Source organism: Escherichia sp. E14S1 (genome assembly GCF_004211995.1).
Taxonomy (GTDB): domain Bacteria; phylum Pseudomonadota; class Gammaproteobacteria; order Enterobacterales; family Enterobacteriaceae; genus Escherichia.
This window is the reverse complement of sequence record NZ_RHJQ01000008.1, coordinates 36,066-52,526: the sequence shown is the minus strand read 5'-3', so window position 1 is coordinate 52,526 and position 16,461 is coordinate 36,066. Positions and strand designations below refer to the sequence as shown.

At 50.4% G+C, this 16,461-nt stretch carries 13 protein-coding genes; 7 read left to right on the top strand and 6 right to left on the bottom strand.

The features are described 5' to 3' along the window. Positions 1 to 9 precede the first annotated feature (9 nt). On the bottom strand, positions 10 to 471 hold the full coding sequence (locus D9734_RS09230) for a DUF2314 domain-containing protein (RefSeq protein ID WP_096093424.1): 462 nt from the start codon (positions 469 to 471) through the stop codon (positions 10 to 12). A 198-nt stretch (positions 472 to 669) separates the two neighbouring features. On the opposite strand from D9734_RS09230, the gene yegI reads away from it, so the two are divergent. Beyond that, entirely contained in the window at positions 670 to 2,616 is a 1,947-nt protein-coding gene (gene yegI / locus D9734_RS09225; protein ID WP_130206952.1) for a protein kinase YegI, read from the top strand. Positions 2,617 to 2,628: 12 nt separating this feature from the next. Here the strand turns inward: yegI and yegD are convergent, their stop codons facing one another. After that, positions 2,629 to 3,981: a molecular chaperone gene (yegD, locus tag D9734_RS09220; protein WP_130206950.1), complete on the bottom strand. Its 1,353-nt coding sequence runs from the start codon at positions 3,979 to 3,981 to the stop codon at positions 2,629 to 2,631. 133 nt (positions 3,982 to 4,114) lie between these two features. Here yegD and alkA point away from each other — a divergent pair, with 133 nt between their 5' ends. Further along, a complete protein-coding gene (gene alkA / locus D9734_RS09215) occupies positions 4,115 to 4,963 on the top strand; it encodes a DNA-3-methyladenine glycosylase 2 (RefSeq protein WP_130206948.1) in 849 nt (282 codons plus the stop codon). 96 nt (positions 4,964 to 5,059) lie between these two features. Here the strand turns inward: alkA and D9734_RS09210 are convergent, their stop codons facing one another. Further along, complete coding sequence (locus D9734_RS09210; RefSeq protein ID WP_130206946.1) at positions 5,060 to 8,377, bottom strand: diguanylate cyclase; 3,318 nt, start codon at positions 8,375 to 8,377, stop codon at positions 5,060 to 5,062. Between the two features lie 318 nt (positions 8,378 to 8,695). On the opposite strand from D9734_RS09210, the gene udk reads away from it, so the two are divergent. From udk to asmA, 3 genes are all read left to right on the top strand, one after another. Next, the gene (gene udk / locus D9734_RS09205; RefSeq protein WP_064529458.1) at positions 8,696 to 9,337 is read left to right on the top strand and encodes a uridine kinase; all 642 of its coding nucleotides are present in this window, start codon (positions 8,696 to 8,698) and stop codon (positions 9,335 to 9,337) included. A 91-nt stretch (positions 9,338 to 9,428) separates the two neighbouring features. Further along, complete coding sequence (gene dcd, locus D9734_RS09200; RefSeq protein ID WP_001234777.1) at positions 9,429 to 10,010, top strand: dCTP deaminase; 582 nt, start codon at positions 9,429 to 9,431, stop codon at positions 10,008 to 10,010. A gap of 21 nt (positions 10,011 to 10,031) precedes the next feature. Beyond that, positions 10,032 to 11,885 (top strand): outer membrane assembly protein AsmA, encoded by a 1,854-nt coding sequence (gene asmA / locus D9734_RS09195; protein WP_130206944.1) that lies wholly within the window; start codon positions 10,032 to 10,034, stop codon positions 11,883 to 11,885. Between the two features lie 52 nt (positions 11,886 to 11,937). Here the strand turns inward: asmA and D9734_RS09190 are convergent, their stop codons facing one another. The 3 genes from D9734_RS09190 to D9734_RS09180 form a co-directional block, all read right to left on the bottom strand. Continuing rightward, complete coding sequence (locus D9734_RS09190; protein ID WP_000687872.1) at positions 11,938 to 12,228, bottom strand: helix-turn-helix domain-containing protein; 291 nt, start codon at positions 12,226 to 12,228, stop codon at positions 11,938 to 11,940. Continuing rightward, positions 12,218 to 12,556, bottom strand: coding sequence for a type II toxin-antitoxin system RelE/ParE family toxin (locus D9734_RS09185; RefSeq protein WP_130206942.1), 339 nt, complete (start codon positions 12,554 to 12,556; stop codon positions 12,218 to 12,220). Before D9734_RS09185 ends, D9734_RS09190 begins: the two co-directional genes overlap by 11 nt. A gap of 74 nt (positions 12,557 to 12,630) precedes the next feature. Next, positions 12,631 to 14,214, bottom strand: coding sequence for a TerC family protein (locus tag D9734_RS09180; RefSeq protein WP_130207582.1), 1,584 nt, complete (start codon positions 14,212 to 14,214; stop codon positions 12,631 to 12,633). Positions 14,215 to 14,872: 658 nt separating this feature from the next. Between D9734_RS09180 and wza the strand changes: the two genes are divergently transcribed. After that, positions 14,873 to 16,012, top strand: a complete 1,140-nt coding sequence (gene wza / locus D9734_RS09175; RefSeq protein ID WP_000978094.1) for a polysaccharide export protein Wza — start codon at positions 14,873 to 14,875, stop codon at positions 16,010 to 16,012. A gap of 5 nt (positions 16,013 to 16,017) precedes the next feature. Next, the gene (gene wzb / locus D9734_RS09170) at positions 16,018 to 16,461 is read left to right on the top strand and encodes a low molecular weight protein-tyrosine-phosphatase Wzb (protein WP_130206940.1); all 444 of its coding nucleotides are present in this window, start codon (positions 16,018 to 16,020) and stop codon (positions 16,459 to 16,461) included.

The following is a 16,461-nucleotide window of genomic DNA, read 5'->3' as shown; positions in this document are numbered from 1 at the left end:
AACGGCTGATTAGCGAACTAATTTTGCTCTTAGCTCGTCGGCTTCTTCTTTTGGATAAGTGACCAATAAAGGATCAATGGTATAACCGCCGTAAATTTTATCCCCGCGGGTATACATCCAGTCTGAAATATCTTCTTTCTTGATTTTCCACTCCTGGCCATATTCTACGTTTGTAACAATACCAGGATCATTGCTGATTACGCCAATAAACATGCCGTTAGAATAAGTGACATCCGTAAGCCAGAAATGCTCGGTTCTTCCGTGATCGGTTATCGGGGCTTTGACTGCGAAAGTATCGGCATCTTTTTTATTCATAACCTCGATGAATTTATCGGTTTCTTTCCGCGCATGTTTAATCGCGTCAGACATCGCTTGTTTATCATAACCTCCCGTCACTAACGTATCCGAAACTTCACAATAGCCTGCGGTAGTAAAAAATAGCAGACTCAACATAAGTAATATCTTCTTCATTTTTTCTCCAGAATCTCTGTGTAGTAAAAGTTAGCAAAAGCTGTGGGACTTAATCATTATCAGGTTGGAATTGAATTGTATCCTGATAAAAGTGCATTATCTTTTTTATTCTTGAACCGAACTCACTTACATAGAAATACCTTTAATGGTTAGTTATCGTTAATCATTAAAATATAATATGTCTGTCTGCGAAATATTATGAAAACAAATATAAAAGTATTTACATCAACAGGTGAATTGACCACTCTTGGCCGTGAACAGGGCAAAGGCGGTGAAGGCGCGGTTTATGATATCGAGGAGTTTGTCGATAGCGTCGCCAAGATTTATCACACACCGCCACCCGGCTTAAAACAGGACAAACTTGCCTTTATGGCTGCGACAGCTGACGCGCAGTTGCTGAATTATGTCGCCTGGCCGCAGGCAACGCTTCACGGTGGACGAGGCGGAAAAGTTATCGGTTTTATGATGCCAAAAGTTTCTGGTAAAGAACCGATTCATATGATCTATAGCCCGGCACATCGTCGCCAGAGTTACCCTCATTGTGCGTGGGATTTTCTACTCTATGTTGCGCGCAATATTGCTTCATCTTTTGCTACGGTTCACGAGCACGGGCACGTCGTGGGTGACGTAAACCAGAACAGCTTTATGGTAGGCCGTGACAGCAAAGTGGTGTTGATCGATAGCGATTCCTTTCAGATTAACGCCAATGGCACACTGCATTTATGCGAAGTCGGCGTGTCGCATTTTACGCCGCCAGAGCTACAAACCTTGCCATCATTTGTCGGCTTTGAACGCACCGCGAATCACGATAATTTTGGCCTTGCGTTGCTGATTTTTCACGTCTTGTTTGGTGGTCGGCATCCTTATTCTGGTGTACCGCTTATCTCTGAAGCGGGTAATGTGCTGGAGACGGATATTGCCCATTTCCGTTATGCCTACGCGTCAGATAATCAGCGACGTGGTTTAAAACCGCCGCCACGATCTATTCCGCTATCGATGTTACCGGGTGATGTTGAAGCCATGTTTCAGCAGGCATTCACGGAAAGTGGCGTAGCAACCGGGCGTCCGACGGCTAAAGCGTGGGTAGCGGCACTTGATTCCCTACGCCAACAGTTAAAGAAATGTCCCGTTTCGGCAATGCATGTTTACCCCGCTCATTTGACCGACTGCCCGTGGTGTACGCTGGATAATCAAGGCGTTATCTATTTTATTGATCTCGGCGAAGAGGTCATTACCACCGGCGGTGATTTTGTGCTGGCGAAAGTCTGGGCGATGGTAACGTCGTCAGTAGCACCGCCACCGCTAAAGTTACCATTACCCACTCATTTCCAACCTGCGGGCAGGCCGTTTCCTGTAGGGGTATTGCGGCGTGAATACATCATTCTGATTGAGATCGCACTGTCAGCGTTATCTCTACTGCTTTGCGGCCTTCAGGCAGAACCGCGTTATATTATTTTGGTTCCGGTGCTGGCGGCTATCTGGATTATTGGCAGTCTGACAAGCAAAGCGTACAAAGCAGAAATCCAGCAACGCCGTGAGGCTTTTAATCGTGCGAAAATGGATTATGACCATTTAGTCAGCCAGATCCAACAGTTGGGCGGACTGGAAGGTTTTATCGCCAAACGGACGATGCTCGAAAAAATGAAGGACGAAATTCTGGGGTTACCGGAAGAAGAAAAGCGCGATCTGGCAGCACTTCAGGACACCGCAAGGGAACGGCAGAAGCAGAAGTTTCTGGAGGGATTTTTTATTGATGTTGCCTCTATTCCCGGCGTTGGCCCTGCGCGTAAAGCGGCGTTACGGTCCTTTGGTATTGAAACAGCGGCAGATGTTACCCGGCGCGGCGTTAAGCAAGTGAAAGGGTTTGGTGATCATCTGACCCAGGCGGTTATCGACTGGAAAGCGAGTTGCGAACGCCGTTTTGTGTTCAGGCCGAATGAAGCGGTAACGCCAGCAGATAGACAAGCGGTAATGGCGAAAATGGCCGCCAAACGACATCGGCTGGAAGCCGCATTGACAGAGGGCGCGGTAGAGTTGCAGCGATTCCATCTCCATGCCTCTGCACGGACCATGCCGTTGATGGAACCGTTACGTCAGGCGGCAGAAAAACTGGCTCAGGCGCAGGCTGATTTAAGCCGTTGCTGAGCCATTTTTCAATTAATGAAACACCACTTCCGCCCAGCGTGCCAGCCCGGCGGTGACGGAGCCAAAGTCATCGCCGCCGGCAATTGGAATGCCCGGCAACTGTTCTGCCAGCGCTTTTTTAATCAGCGGGGAACGGGCGCTACCGCCGGTCAGATAGATGACATCCGGTTTTTCCTGGGCGTTATCCAGCGCCAGTTGCACCTGTTCCAGAATCCGCGCCAGTGGTTGGCTGAGGGCGCTTTCCAGACCCTGCTGGCTAATCAGCGTAGCCAGTTCGTCGCTGATAAACGGCAGCGATGCGAGGGTTTCCGCTGCGCTGGAAAGCGCAATTTTGCTCTCTTCCGCGCTGCGCACCAGTCGATAGCTTAAACGCTGACGCCAGACTTTCTGTAACAGGGCCACTTTTTCCGGTTCGCGGGCATCGCGTACCAGATCGTTAAGCAGGCGACCGTTGGCACTACTGTAGAAATCACTTTGCGCAGGTACGTCGTTGATGGCAACCGCATTCCACCACGGCAGAATCGGCAGGGCGATGCCTTTTTCGGTTTCGCCACCCATGCCCAGTAACGGCATCAGGTTTTTAAACGCCAGTGCGATATCCAGATCGTTACCGCCAATACGACAACCACTGTGACCCAGCAGGCTGGCTTCACGATTGAGACGTGAACGCCACTGCGGCCCCATCAGCAGCAATGAACAGTCAGTCGTACCTCCGCCGATATCCACCACCAGCACCCGTTTTTCTTCCTGTAAGGTGGCTTCGTAATCCAGCCCAGCCGCGACCGGCTCGTACTGGAATACCACATCCTTAAACCCGGCACGCTTCGCTGCGCGTTCCAGAATCCCTTGCGCCTGGGTGTTTGCTTCATCGCCGCCCAGACCCTGGAAGTTGATCGGGCGACCAATCACCGCCTGAGTAATCGCTTCTGGCAGCTGCGCCTGCGCCTGCTGGCGAATGTGCAACATCATTGCGCAGACCAGATCCTCAAACAGCGCTACCTGCTGCGGTTTTAAGCCGCTGGCACCGAGGAACGATTTTGGTGATTTTACAAACCACACTTCTTCCGGATCATCAATGTACTGTGCCAGAGAGGAAAGACCGAACTGCACGCTTTTCGCCGTAACATCGATATCTTCTTCGCGGTTATAACGAATCGCCCGACGTAACAGCGCCTGCGTTTCATCGTCGTCTGCCGGAACATCATGATGGCGGTACAGCCATTCGCTTACCGCTTCACGCGTTGGCGCGCAAAGCATTGAAGGCAGCAACGTGCTGTCGTTTTCCATTTTCAGTAATTGCGGTTTACCGTCGCGCATGACCGCCACTGAACAGTTTGCTGTACCGTAATCAAAACCAATAAACACGAAATAATCCCCATGCCGGTGAAGAAGGGGCGTGACTTTAGCGAAATGTTGCCGTCGCGACAACCGGAATATGAAAGCAAAGCGCAGCGTCTGAATAACGTTTATGCTGAAAGCGGATGAATAAGGAGATGCGATGTATACCCTGAACTGGCAGCCGCCGTATGACTGGTCGTGGATGTTGGGATTTCTCGCCGCCCGTGCGGTGAGCGGTGTGGAAACGATCGCTGACGATTATTATGCCCGTAGTCTGGCGGTGGGCGAATATCGCGGCGTGGTGACTGCTATTCCGGATATAGCCCGCCATACTCTGCACATAAATTTAAGTGCAGGTTTAGAACCCGTTGCCGCTGAGTGCCTGGCGAAAATGAGCCGCCTGTTTGATCTGCAATGTAACCCGCAGATTGTGAACGAGGCGTTGGGCGAGTTAGGCGCGGCCCGGCCCGGATTGCGTTTACCCGGCTGTGTTGATGCTTTTGAGCAGGGCGTGCGGGCGATTTTAGGCCAACTGGTGAGCGTGGCGATGGCGGCAAAATTGACCGCCAAAGTGGCACAGCTTTATGGCGAACGGCTGGATGATTTTCCGGATTATGTCTGCTTCCCCACGCCTCAGCGGCTGGCAGCCGCCGACCCGCAGGCATTAAAAGCGTTGGGTATGCCGTTGAAACGGGCAGAGGCACTGATTCATTTAGCCAATGCAGCACTGGATGGCACCTTACCGATGACAATTCCGGACGACGTAGAACAAGCGATGAAAACGCTGCAAACATATCCTGGCGTTGGGCGATGGACGGCGAATTATTTCGCATTGCGTGGCTGGCAAGCGAAAGATGTTTTTCTGCCGGATGATTATTTGATTAAACAGCGATTTCCAGGAATGACACCGGCACAAATCCGCCGTTATGCCGAACGCTGGAAGCCCTGGCGTTCTTATGCGCTGTTGCATATCTGGTATACGGAAGGCTGGCAACCAGACGAAGCATGACGCTGGTCGCCGGATGCGGCGCGGTCTACGGAACGGACGGATTGTAGGCCTGATAAAACGCGTTAGCGTTGCATCAGGCGATGGGGAAATGCTCCCTCAATTAATCGCGAAATAACTGCTATTAACCAGCAAATCCAGAGGCTGGCTCTCGGCAATGACATCGCCATAAATCAGATCAACACCAATGTCAGAAAGCGTATCCAATACCAATGGCAACGCTACTGGCCCAGCGATGGTTTTCACACCCAACCGCTGGGCATGCCCCTGAATAATCGAAATCAGCATCTCATCCATTAAATTGCCCTGTACGCTGGCGCATAACTCGGCGTCAAGCAGTAGATAATCCGTCATATTTGCTTTGAGCATATTGAATATTTGTAGGTCCCGCCCTACCTGGCTGAGTACGATCCGGCAGCCGGCCAGCCGCAGTTTTTGCACAGCCAGTCCGTGGTCGAAAATCGCTTCTGCCGGAATTACCAAATGGAACAACCGTGGTGGTAATGAACTTTGTTCCAGTTGCTCAAGCAATTCGTCTACCAGAGTGACGCTGCCTAGCCCCGCAACGGAAAGGGGGAGGGCGATGCTTAAACCTTTATTGGCAACCGCTTTTGCTGTTTGTTGGAAAAATTCACGTAATACCCGGCGGTCAAGCGCGTGGCTGAGTGCCGGATCGCTGAAGCTACGGCGGAATGCCTGTTCATCAATCAACTCGCCTTTGCTGCTCCAGAGCTTAAGCGAAATCAACCACAAATTCCGCGTTTCCGTGATTCGTGGTGAAGCGATGCCGTGGGCAATCATCATAAGCGGATTCTCTTTAGTCATCCGCCACTGTTCATCGAGCGACATCACTGTCCGTTCATTATGTGCAGTTGCCTGCTGTGGTTCATAAACTGTGACCTGACCACGACCACCATTTTTCGAAGCATAACAGGCGATATCGGCCTGGGACATAACTTCTGCTGCCTGGTGATTACTGTCGTTTATTAACGTCATCCCGGCGCTTGCTCCTACCCGATGTAACCGACCTTCCCACATAAAGTGATAATCATTAATCGCATTGATAATGCGCGTCGCGATAAAACGAGCACTTTCGACATTACAGTCTGGCAGTAACAGACCAAATTCATCACCACCGAGTCGTGCCAGTAGATCGCTGGAGCGCAGCATACTCAGCATCAACGAAGACAGTTCGCGCAGCAAAGCATCGCCGGCCGCATGCCCGGCGCTGTCATTTACCGCTTTAAAGCGATCAAGATCGATAAATACCAGAGCATGTTGCTGATGCATACTGTGAACGGTTTGCAGCAGTATTCGCAGTTGTTTCTCAAAACTTGCACGGTTCGCCAGATGCGTCAGGGCATCGTGAGAGGCGCTATAGCTAAGCTGACGTAGCATTTTGCGAGATTCGGTGACGTCCTGAATCACCAGTACCGAACCAATGCTGCTACCATCCAGGGTGCTTAACGGCGTAATACTGTAATGAACGTCATAGCTGCCACCGCTACGGCAGTGGAGAACTACGTCCTGTTCAATAGCAGAACGAGAGGTGTCGGCACTGTAAATGTTCTCAATTAACGGCCCGGTGTCACCAGTTGTAAGATGCAATACCGTCAGCAGCGGAACGCCCAACGCCTCTTCTTGCTTCCAGCCGCTCATTTTCTCCGCGACTGGATTCATAAAGGTGATTTTCATCGCCATATCAATACAGACCACAGCTTCACCGATAGAGTCCAGGGTGATATGCAGACGTTCTTTTTCCTGGAACAGCGCCTCGTTGAGCTGTTTTACTTCTGTCATATCCATATTGATGCCAAGCAGGCGTTCGACTTCACCTTCTTTATTCAGAACCCGATTGGCGAGTGCGCGGATATGACGAATACCGTCTTTTACCGTAATGCGAAATTCCAGTTTAAAAGGCAAGCGAGCCTGCAGCGAATCGCGGATGACTTTCTCGGTGTGTTCTCGATCTTCCGGCAGCACGCAGTCATACCAAACCTGCCAGTTTGGTTTGATTTGCGGGGAAATTTCGTAAAGTTCAAACATCCGCTTATCCCAACTGAAAATATCCGGCTTCAACTCCCATTCCCAGATACCAATCCCGCCCGCTTCGTTAGCCAGCGTGATGCGTTCCATCAGTTGCTTATTCACCTGCTCGGTGCGTTTTAGCTCGTTAATGTCTTCTATCTGCGCAATGAAGTAGAGTGGCGTGCCATCGGTGTGGCGTACCAGTGAGACGGCAAGCAGCGCCCAAACTACGTCGCCGTGGCGGTTGTAGTAGCGTTTCTCCATCGAGTAGGTATTGATTTCACCGCTAATCAACTTCTCAACGTGTTGCAGATCTTTATTGAGGTCTTCCGGCCAGGTCAGCTGCTGAAAGCTGAGAGCACGCAGTTCTTCCTGGCTGTAGCCGAGAAACTGGCACAGGGCTTTGTTGCTTTGCAGCCATTGCCCCTCAGTACCCACTAACGCCATGCCGATAGCAGAATATTCCATGGCGTTCCGAAAGCGGGTTTCGCTTTCGGAAATATGCTTACGTTCCGCGCGGAAGGCGTACATCACCATGGTCATTATGTTGGCGGGAAGCAGAATCAGCAAAAATGGCAGCCACGGCATATGGCTCATCAGGTACGCTCGCGGCGTGGCAAGCAGAGTGGGGTCGGCAGCCATCATTAACGACACCATCATCACTGTCGTGAGGAAGATCAAAAAGGCTTCCATTCGTGGCAGGCGCACGGCGCTCCACATCAGCAGCACAATAATGAAAGTAAAAGGCCACGGCAGGTACAGCATCGAAAGCCAGCTTAATGTCAATGTGATCGCTAACGTCAGCAGCGTTTCAAACAACAGTCGTGGGTTACGATGGCGTAATAGATAATGCGGTTTAAACAACAGGCCCAGCGGTACCAGCGCCAGGGCGCCGATGGATTCTGAAAGTACCCATATCAAAAATGCCCTGAGAGGATCGTCTCCGGGTGTCAGCAGGACAACCAGAACGCCCCCCAACAGAGGTGGAACGATGGCGCTGCCAAATGCAAGACGAAGCCAGTCAGCCAGATTTTGTAGCGGGTTATACCACGGTAATAATTTTCGCAGCAGCATTGCGCCCACGACGGCTTCAATAATGTTGATAGCCGTCCAGGTCATATTGAGCGAACTGGTGGAAAAGAGCAGCACGGATGCGGCTATGTTGCCCAGTGAGCAGGCTAACGCGATACCAGGCCACATGCGTCCGGCATGGCGGTAAAACGCCACCATCATAATGGAAGTAGGGAACCATAGCGGCGCAAGCTGAGTGCCAAATTGCGAAAGCTCAAGCGAGAAAAGGGTAAAGATAAACGAGACTAAACCTAAACTGACGAGGTGAAGCAGAGGATGAGGCAAGGTAATTAAAACACGCTGTGATGGTTTACTCATTACCGCTCTTTCCGCATGGCCAGGCCGTCAGTATTAGTATCTGTGTTTATGCTAGTACAAAAGTTTTACATTTTATATGCAAATTGCTCATAAAGTGACGTAATGGCGGATAATTTGCGCAACTATGCATAACATTTTTCACCTTGCGTCATAACTGAGCAATTAAATTTGCATCAGGGAATTGATCGTCAACAATTAACTCTGAGAGCAAGGCAACGCTATTCGACTGGTATCACGCGGATGAAATCCCTATAATTGCCGCGTTTGGCGCTTCGGCGCCCCCTTCCTAACATCCAGGTTATTCAGGTCGCTAAATTTATGACTGATCAGTCTCATCAGTGCGTCATTATCGGTATTGCAGGCGCATCGGCTTCCGGCAAGAGTCTCATTGCCAGTACCCTTTATCGTGAATTACGTGAACAAGTCGGTGATGAACACATCGGCGTTATTCCGGAAGACTGTTACTACAAAGATCAAAGCCATCTGTCGATGGAAGAACGGGTTAAAACTAATTATGACCATCCCAGCGCGATGGATCACAGCCTGCTGCTGCAACATTTGCAGGCGCTGAAACGTGGCTCGGCTATCGACCTGCCGGTTTACAGCTACGTTGAACATACGCGTATGAAAGAAACGGTGAAGGTTGAACCGAAGAAAGTCATTATTCTCGAAGGCATTTTGCTGCTGACGGATGCGCGTCTGCGCGACGAGCTGAACTTCTCGATTTTTGTGGATACCCCACTGGATATCTGCCTGATGCGTCGCATTAAGCGTGATGTTAATGAGCGTGGTCGTTCGATGGATTCTGTAATGGCGCAATATCAAAAAACCGTGCGCCCGATGTTCCTGCAATTCATTGAACCGTCTAAACAGTATGCAGATATCATTGTGCCGCGCGGCGGTAAAAACCGCATCGCGATCGATATATTGAAAGCGAAAATAAGTCAGTTCTTTGAATAAGCTTGGTAAATTGTGTACCGTTCAGTGATAACCTGGTATGCCCTTGACGTAACTGGCGTTAAGGGAGTGATGCGCGAAAGGAGAAAATGCCATGCGTCTGTGTGACCGAGATATTGAAGCCTGGCTTGATGAAGGCCGTTTGTCGATCAACCCACGTCCACCCGTGGAGCGTATTAATGGCGCGACGGTGGATGTACGCCTGGGCAATAAATTTCGTACCTTCCGTGGCCACACGGCAGCGTTTATCGATCTGAGCGGTCCCAAAGACGAAGTGAGCGCCGCGCTTGACCGTGTGATGAGCGATGAAATTGTGCTTGATGAAAGCGAAGCTTTCTATCTTCATCCGGGGGAGTTGGCACTGGCGGTGACGCTGGAGTCAGTGACGCTGCCAGCCGATCTGGTGGGCTGGCTGGATGGCCGTTCCTCACTGGCGCGTCTGGGACTTATGGTGCACGTCACTGCGCACCGTATCGATCCGGGCTGGTCTGGCTGTATTGTGCTGGAGTTCTACAATTCCGGTAAGCTGCCGCTGGCCCTGCGTCCGGGTATGCTGATTGGCGCGCTGAGCTTTGAGCCGCTTTCAGGTCCGGCAGCGCGTCCGTATAACCGCCGTGAAGATGCGAAATATCGCAACCAGCAGGGCGCAGTCGCTAGCCGTATCGATAAAGACTAATTCAGGCCCATTGAGGATACCATGAGACGATTTCTGACGACGCTGATGATACTCCTGGTCGTGCTGGTGGCTGGGCTATCTGCGTTAGTGTTGCTGGTGAATCCGAATGATTTCCGTGACTATATGGTCAAGCAGGTTGCTGCACGTAGCGGTTATCAATTGCAGCTTGACGGGCCACTGCGTTGGCACGTCTGGCCGCAGCTTAGTATCCTCTCTGGTCGCATGATATTAACGGCCAACGGGGCCAGCCAACCGCTGGTACGTGCCGATAATATGCGCCTTGATGTGGCCTTGTGGCCTTTATTGAGTCATCAACTCAGCGTTAAGCAAGTCATGCTCAAAGGGGCAGTCATTCAACTGACGCCGGAAACAGAAGCAGTGCGCAGTGAAGACGCCCCAATAGCCCCGAAAGACAATACATTACCTGATGATGCGGAAGATCGTGGCTGGTCGTTCGATATCGCCAGTCTGCGAGTCAGTGACAGCGTGTTGGTGTTCCAGCATGAAAATGACGAACAGGTTACGGTACGTGATATCCGCCTGCAAATGGAGCAGGACCCACAACATCGCGGTTCGTTTGAATTCTCTGGTCGGGTAAATCGCGACCAACGCGATCTCACGTTAGCGCTCAAGGGGACTGTTGATGCTTCTGATTACCCGCATGATTTAACGGCAGATATTCAACAGATTGACTGGCAACTGCAGGGCGCTGATCTCCCGAAGCAGGGGATTCAGGGCCATGGTCAGTTCAGGACTCAGTGGCAGGAAGCGCAAAAACGTCTCTCCTTTGAACAAATCAATTTAACCGCTAACGACAGTAATCTGACCGGTCAGGCGCAGGTAGCGCTGCTTGAGAAGCCAGAATGGCTGCTCAGACTGCAATTTGCCCAGTTAAATCTGGATAATTTGCTGCCGATGAATGAGGTGATGACTAAGCAAAATGGTGTTGCTCAACAGGGGCAAAGCCAACCGACGCTGCCACGTCCGGTCATTTCCTCACGCATTGATGAACCTGCGTATCAGGGGCTGAAGGGCTTTGCGGCAGATATTTTGTTGCAGGCCAATAACGTGCGCTGGCGTGGAATGGATTTTGCCGATGTCACTGCGCAAATGACTAACAAGGCGGGGCTGCTGGAGATTATCCAGTTGCAGGGCAAACTTAACGACGGTGTCGTGTCGTTACCGGGTACGCTGGATGCCACAGCCTCACATCCGCGTATAGTTTTCCATCCTCGGCTGGAAAATGTCGAGATTGGCACCATCCTGAATGCCTTCAACTACCCCATATCACTAACGGGGAAAATGTCGCTGGCGGGGGATTTCTCTGGTGCTGACATTGATGCCAACGCATTCCGCCACACCTGGCAGGGGACGGCGCATGTCGAAATGGCCGATACGCGCATGGAAGGCATGAACTTCCAGCAGATGATCCAACAAGCGGTAGAACGTAATGGCGGTGATGTGAAGGCCGCTGAAAACTTCGATAACGTGACGCGGCTTGATAGCTTTACCACCGATCTGACGTTGAAGGATGGTGTCGTGACGTTAAACGACATGCAAGGTCAATCGCCAGTGCTGGCGCTTTCCGGCGCCGGTACGTTGAATTTGGCGGAGCAAACCTGCGACACCCAGTTTGACATTCGTGTGATAGGCGGTTGGAACGGGGAAAGCAAACTGATTGATTTCCTCAAAGAAACGCCGGTTCCTCTGCGGGTTTATGGCAACTGGCAGCAACTCAATTACAGCCTGCAAGTGGATCAGTTACTGCGTAAACACTTACAGGACGAAGCCAAACGCCGTCTTAACGACTGGGCCGAGCGCAATAAAGATTCCCGCAATGGCAAAGATGTGAAGAAGTTGCTGGAGAAGATGTAAGACAAGTTATGCAGATGGCGGCGTCAATTTGTCGCCATCTGTATTTATAGCACTAAGCAGCATGTGGATATTGAACTTCAATACGTTGAATATGCAATCCTGCATGAGCCATCATGGTGATCAATTTATCGATACTAAAGATCTGGATTTTACCTCTGGCAAGTTCAGATATGCGAGGTTGAGTGACCCCTAAGGCAGACGCTGCCTGAGCCTGGCTAAACCCTTGTTGTTCAATCCAGTTATTAATGATCGTTACAAGCTCGGCACGGATCCGCATATTTTCCGCTTGTTCAGGGGTGTCACTCACCGCATCCCACACACTATCAAAGGTTTCAATTTTCATTTTTGCGCTCCTGAGCAAGTTCTTTATAGCGTCGTTTGGCTAAATCAATATCCGATTGACTGGTAGTCTGTGTTTTCTTTTGAAAACAATGCAATACGTAAACCGCTTCTTCAAATTTTGCGACATATATGACGCGATAGATCCCATCAGCATCGCGAGTACGAATCTCTCGCACACCAGGGCCGATAGTTGAAAAAGGTTTCCAGTCGTATGGGTTTAACCCTTGTTGGATCCTGTCGAGTTGATAGCCAATTTCCTGTCGAGACGATTCTGGAAATGCGCGTAAATCGTCAAGACTGGTATCAAGAAAAGCCAGCTTTTTTCTCATTACTCCATCCTTAGATTATACTAAATTTTGTATAAATCAAATGCGCAGTTTGAACCTGCGCATTTGATGTTTTATCACACCTCATACTCCATCTCGCCATCCTTACGCAGCGGAATAATCTGCACCTTCTGCACGCGATGGCTTTCCACCTGCAACGTTTTAAGCAAATAATCCCCTACCTGAACTTCTTCACCTGGTTTTGGAATGCGCTGTAAATATTCCATCAGCAGCCCGGCGATAGTGTGATATTCACGTTTTTCATCCAGCGGCAGCGGCACATATTGCACCAGATCTTCCAGCGGCATATGACCATTCGCCGTCCAGGAACCGTCGGCATTTTTTTGAATATCATGGCGGGCGTCAATCTCTTCCACTTCGTTCGGTAAGTTACCGGCAATGGTTTCAGTGACGTCACTTAATGTCACAATCCCTTCCACTGAACCAAACTCATCCACCACAAAAGCAAAGTGCGTGCGGGCATTACGGAACTGCTCCAGAGCCGGTAACAACGGTAAGGTTTCCGGGAACACCAGCGGCTGACGAATCAACACCCGCAGGTTGAGCGGTTCGCCGCGCAGTGACTGTTGTAGCAGGTCGATAACGTGAACAACACCGAGCAAATCTTCTGCGTCATCGCCGTCAGTAACGACCAGCCGCGTATGCTGATTTCGCTCCAGCAACTGGCGGATCTCGTCTTCCGGCGCGTTGAGGTCAATATGCTCAATGTCGTGGCGTGACGTCATAATACTGCTGACAGTACGCTGGTTAAGATTAAGTACCCGCTCAATCATCCGCCGTTCCTGCGGATTAAAGATTTGCTGGTCGCCATGATCCACCAGCATTGATGCAGTTTCGGCATCCAGTTCCGCATCTTCTTTTTGCCCGCTAAGCAGACGCATTACCGCTTCGGTAGTCCGCTGGCGCAGCGTCTGGTTAGCGGAGAGAAAACGTCGCCGGTTAAAGATAGCCAACTGATTGAGTGCCTCGATCATCACCGAGAAACCAATGGCAGCGTACAGATAGCCCTTCGGAATGGCGAATCCGAAACCTTCCGCCACCAGGCTAAAGCCAATCATCAACAGGAAACTTAAACAGAGTATGACGATGGTCGGATGGCTATTAACGAACTGGGTTAACGGTTTGCTGGCCATCAACATCAGGCTGATAGCGATAACGACGGCGGCCATCATGACCAGTAAATGATCAACCATCCCGACGGCGGTAATCACCGAGTCGAGTGAGAAGATAGCGTCCAGCACCACAATTTGCGTCACCACGCCCCAGAACTTCGCGCCTTTGCGTTGTGTGGGGTTATTGCTGTCTTTCCCTTCCAGCCGTTCGTTTAGCTCCATCGTGGCTTTGAACAACAGGAAGAAACCACCAAACAGCATGATTAAGTCGCGAGCGCTAAAGGTAAACGAGCGGAAGCTGAACAGTGGTTGGGTCAGGGTGACCAGCCAGGAGATTGACGCCAGCAGTAACAGGCGCATTAACATCGCCAGCAGCAGCCCGGTCACCCGTGCGCGGTCGCGCTGCTTCGGCGGTAGTTTTTCGGCGAGGATGGCAATAAAGACCAGGTTATCAATGCCGAGGACCAGTTCGATCACAATCAGCGTGATTAACCCGGCCCAGATAGACGGATCGGCAATCCATTCCATAGTAAGTACAAAACCTATTCGTTGTATGACAAATGTCACAATTCGATCATGGATAAATCAGGGCAAAAATGCAATGTCACAGCACTATTTATCTCACATTATTTGAGGATTATAACATCGCATTATCCCTGAATTAAAAGCGGGAATGATTAAATATTATTTAAGAAATACCGCATATAGAGACGCTATATTAAATATTGTCAACCTAAAGAAACTCCTAAAAAATACCACGAATGACACTTAATATAATTCTTAAAAATAGCCAATTGCCGAATTGTTACCTTGCCTGCTATTCCGTTAGCTGTAACACTTCCTCCTGCATTATTGGAGCGCCAATATTCAAATATCATAATGCCACATTATATCTGGAAAATTAATTCACCGAATAACGCTTTTTCATAAACGACTGCATGATGAAAGAGTTGGAAAATATAAACTAAATCAGTGTATTGGTAGCTAAAAAGCCAGGGGCGGTAGCGTGTCTGGATGCCTGAAAGACCAGTCTGAATTATTCTGTCAATAGCCAGCGGATGAAATCAATTTTTTTAGGACTGATGCCAGTTAAATTCTTATTCAATTAACTGCAAGGTAAATGTGCATGCGACATTGCTATTAATAGTGCACAGGATAATTACTCTGCCAAAGTGATAAATAAACAATGATGAAATCCAAAATGAAATTGATGCCATTATTGGTGTCAGTAACCTTGATAAGCGGTTGCACAGTACTTCCGGGCAGCAATATGTCGACGATGGGGAAAGACGTCATCAAACAGCAGGACGCTGATTTCGATCTCGACAAAATGGTGAATGTTTATCCGTTGACCCCGCGCCTGATTGATCAATTACGCCCACGCCCGAATGTAGCGCGCCCCAATATGACGCTGGAAAGTGAGATCGCGAATTACCAGTATCGCGTCGGGCCGGGGGACGTTCTTAATGTCACCGTCTGGGATCACCCGGAACTCACCACGCCAGCCGGTCAGTATCGTAGCTCCAGCGACACCGGCAACTGGGTACAGCCTGACGGAACCATGTTCTACCCGTATATCGGCAAGGTTCACGTAGTGGGGAAAACGCTCGCTGAAATCCGCAGTGATATTACCGGGCGCTTAGCGACGTACATCGCTGACCCGCAGGTGGACGTTAATATCGCCGCCTTCCGCTCGCAAAAAGCGTATATCTCCGGTCAGGTGAATAAATCCGGTCAACAGGCGATCACCAACGTACCACTGACCATTCTCGATGCCATCAACGCCGCAGGTGGCCTGACCGACACCGCTGACTGGCGCAACGTGGTGCTAACACACAATGGTCGTGAAGAACGCATTTCTTTGCAGGCGCTGATGCAAAACGGCGACCTCAATCAGAACCGATTGCTTTACCCCGGCGATATTCTCTACGTGCCGCGTAATGATGATCTGAAAGTATTTGTGATGGGTGAAGTGAAGAAACAGAGCACCCTGAAAATGGACTTTAGCGGCATGACCCTGACTGAAGCCCTGGGCAATGCTGAAGGCATCGACATGACCACCTCCAACGCCAGCGGCATCTTTGTCATTCGTCCGCTGAAAGGCGAGGGGGGGCGTAACGGCAAGATTGCCAATATCTACCAGCTGGATATGTCTGATGCCACGTCGCTGGTGATGGCGACAGAATTCCGCCTGCAACCTTATGACGTGGTGTATGTCACCACCGCCCCGGTTTCCCGCTGGAACCGTCTAATCAATCAGTTGCTGCCAACTATTAGCGGTGTCCGTTACATGACGGATACAGCCAGCGACATTCATAACTGGTAATCGTCATGTTTAACAGCATCTTAGTTGTCTGTGTCGGCAATATTTGCCGTTCCCCGACGGCGGAACGCTTACTGCAACGTTATCATCCGGAGCTGAAAGTGGAGTCCGCTGGACTCGGCGCGCTGGTCGGTAAGGGCGCTGATCCTACCGCTATCAGCGTCGCCGCAGAACATCAACTGTCTCTGGAAGGCCACTGTGCACGACAAATCAGCCGCCGCCTGTGTCGCAACTATGACCTGATTTTGACCATGGAAAAGCGCCATATCGAACGCTTATGCGAGATGGCACCCGAGATGCGCGGCAAAGTGATGCTGTTTGGTCACTGGGATAACGAATGTGAAATCCCCGATCCGTATCGCAAAAGTCGGGAAACGTTTGCAGCGGTGTACACATTACTTGAACGGTCTGCCCGCCAGTGGGCGCAGGCATTGAACGCAGAGCAGGTATAA

Coding starts and splice junctions, on each gene's coding strand:
- D9734_RS09230 (WP_096093424.1), bottom strand. CDS start 471: ATGAAGAAGATATTACTTATGTTGAGTCTGCTATTTTTTACTACCGCA.
- yegI (WP_130206952.1), top strand. CDS start 670: ATGAAAACAAATATAAAAGTATTTACATCAACAGGTGAATTGACCACT.
- alkA (WP_130206948.1), top strand. CDS start 4,115: ATGTATACCCTGAACTGGCAGCCGCCGTATGACTGGTCGTGGATGTTG.
- D9734_RS09210 (WP_130206946.1), bottom strand. CDS start 8,377: ATGAGTAAACCATCACAGCGTGTTTTAATTACCTTGCCTCATCCTCTG.
- udk (WP_064529458.1), top strand. CDS start 8,696: ATGACTGATCAGTCTCATCAGTGCGTCATTATCGGTATTGCAGGCGCA.
- dcd (WP_001234777.1), top strand. CDS start 9,429: ATGCGTCTGTGTGACCGAGATATTGAAGCCTGGCTTGATGAAGGCCGT.
- asmA (WP_130206944.1), top strand. CDS start 10,032: ATGAGACGATTTCTGACGACGCTGATGATACTCCTGGTCGTGCTGGTG.
- D9734_RS09190 (WP_000687872.1), bottom strand. CDS start 12,228: ATGAAAATTGAAACCTTTGATAGTGTGTGGGATGCGGTGAGTGACACC.
- D9734_RS09185 (WP_130206942.1), bottom strand. CDS start 12,556: ATGAGAAAAAAGCTGGCTTTTCTTGATACCAGTCTTGACGATTTACGC.
- D9734_RS09180 (WP_130207582.1), bottom strand. CDS start 14,214: ATGGAATGGATTGCCGATCCGTCTATCTGGGCCGGGTTAATCACGCTG.
- wza (WP_000978094.1), top strand. CDS start 14,873: ATGATGAAATCCAAAATGAAATTGATGCCATTATTGGTGTCAGTAACC.
- wzb (WP_130206940.1), top strand. CDS start 16,018: ATGTTTAACAGCATCTTAGTTGTCTGTGTCGGCAATATTTGCCGTTCC.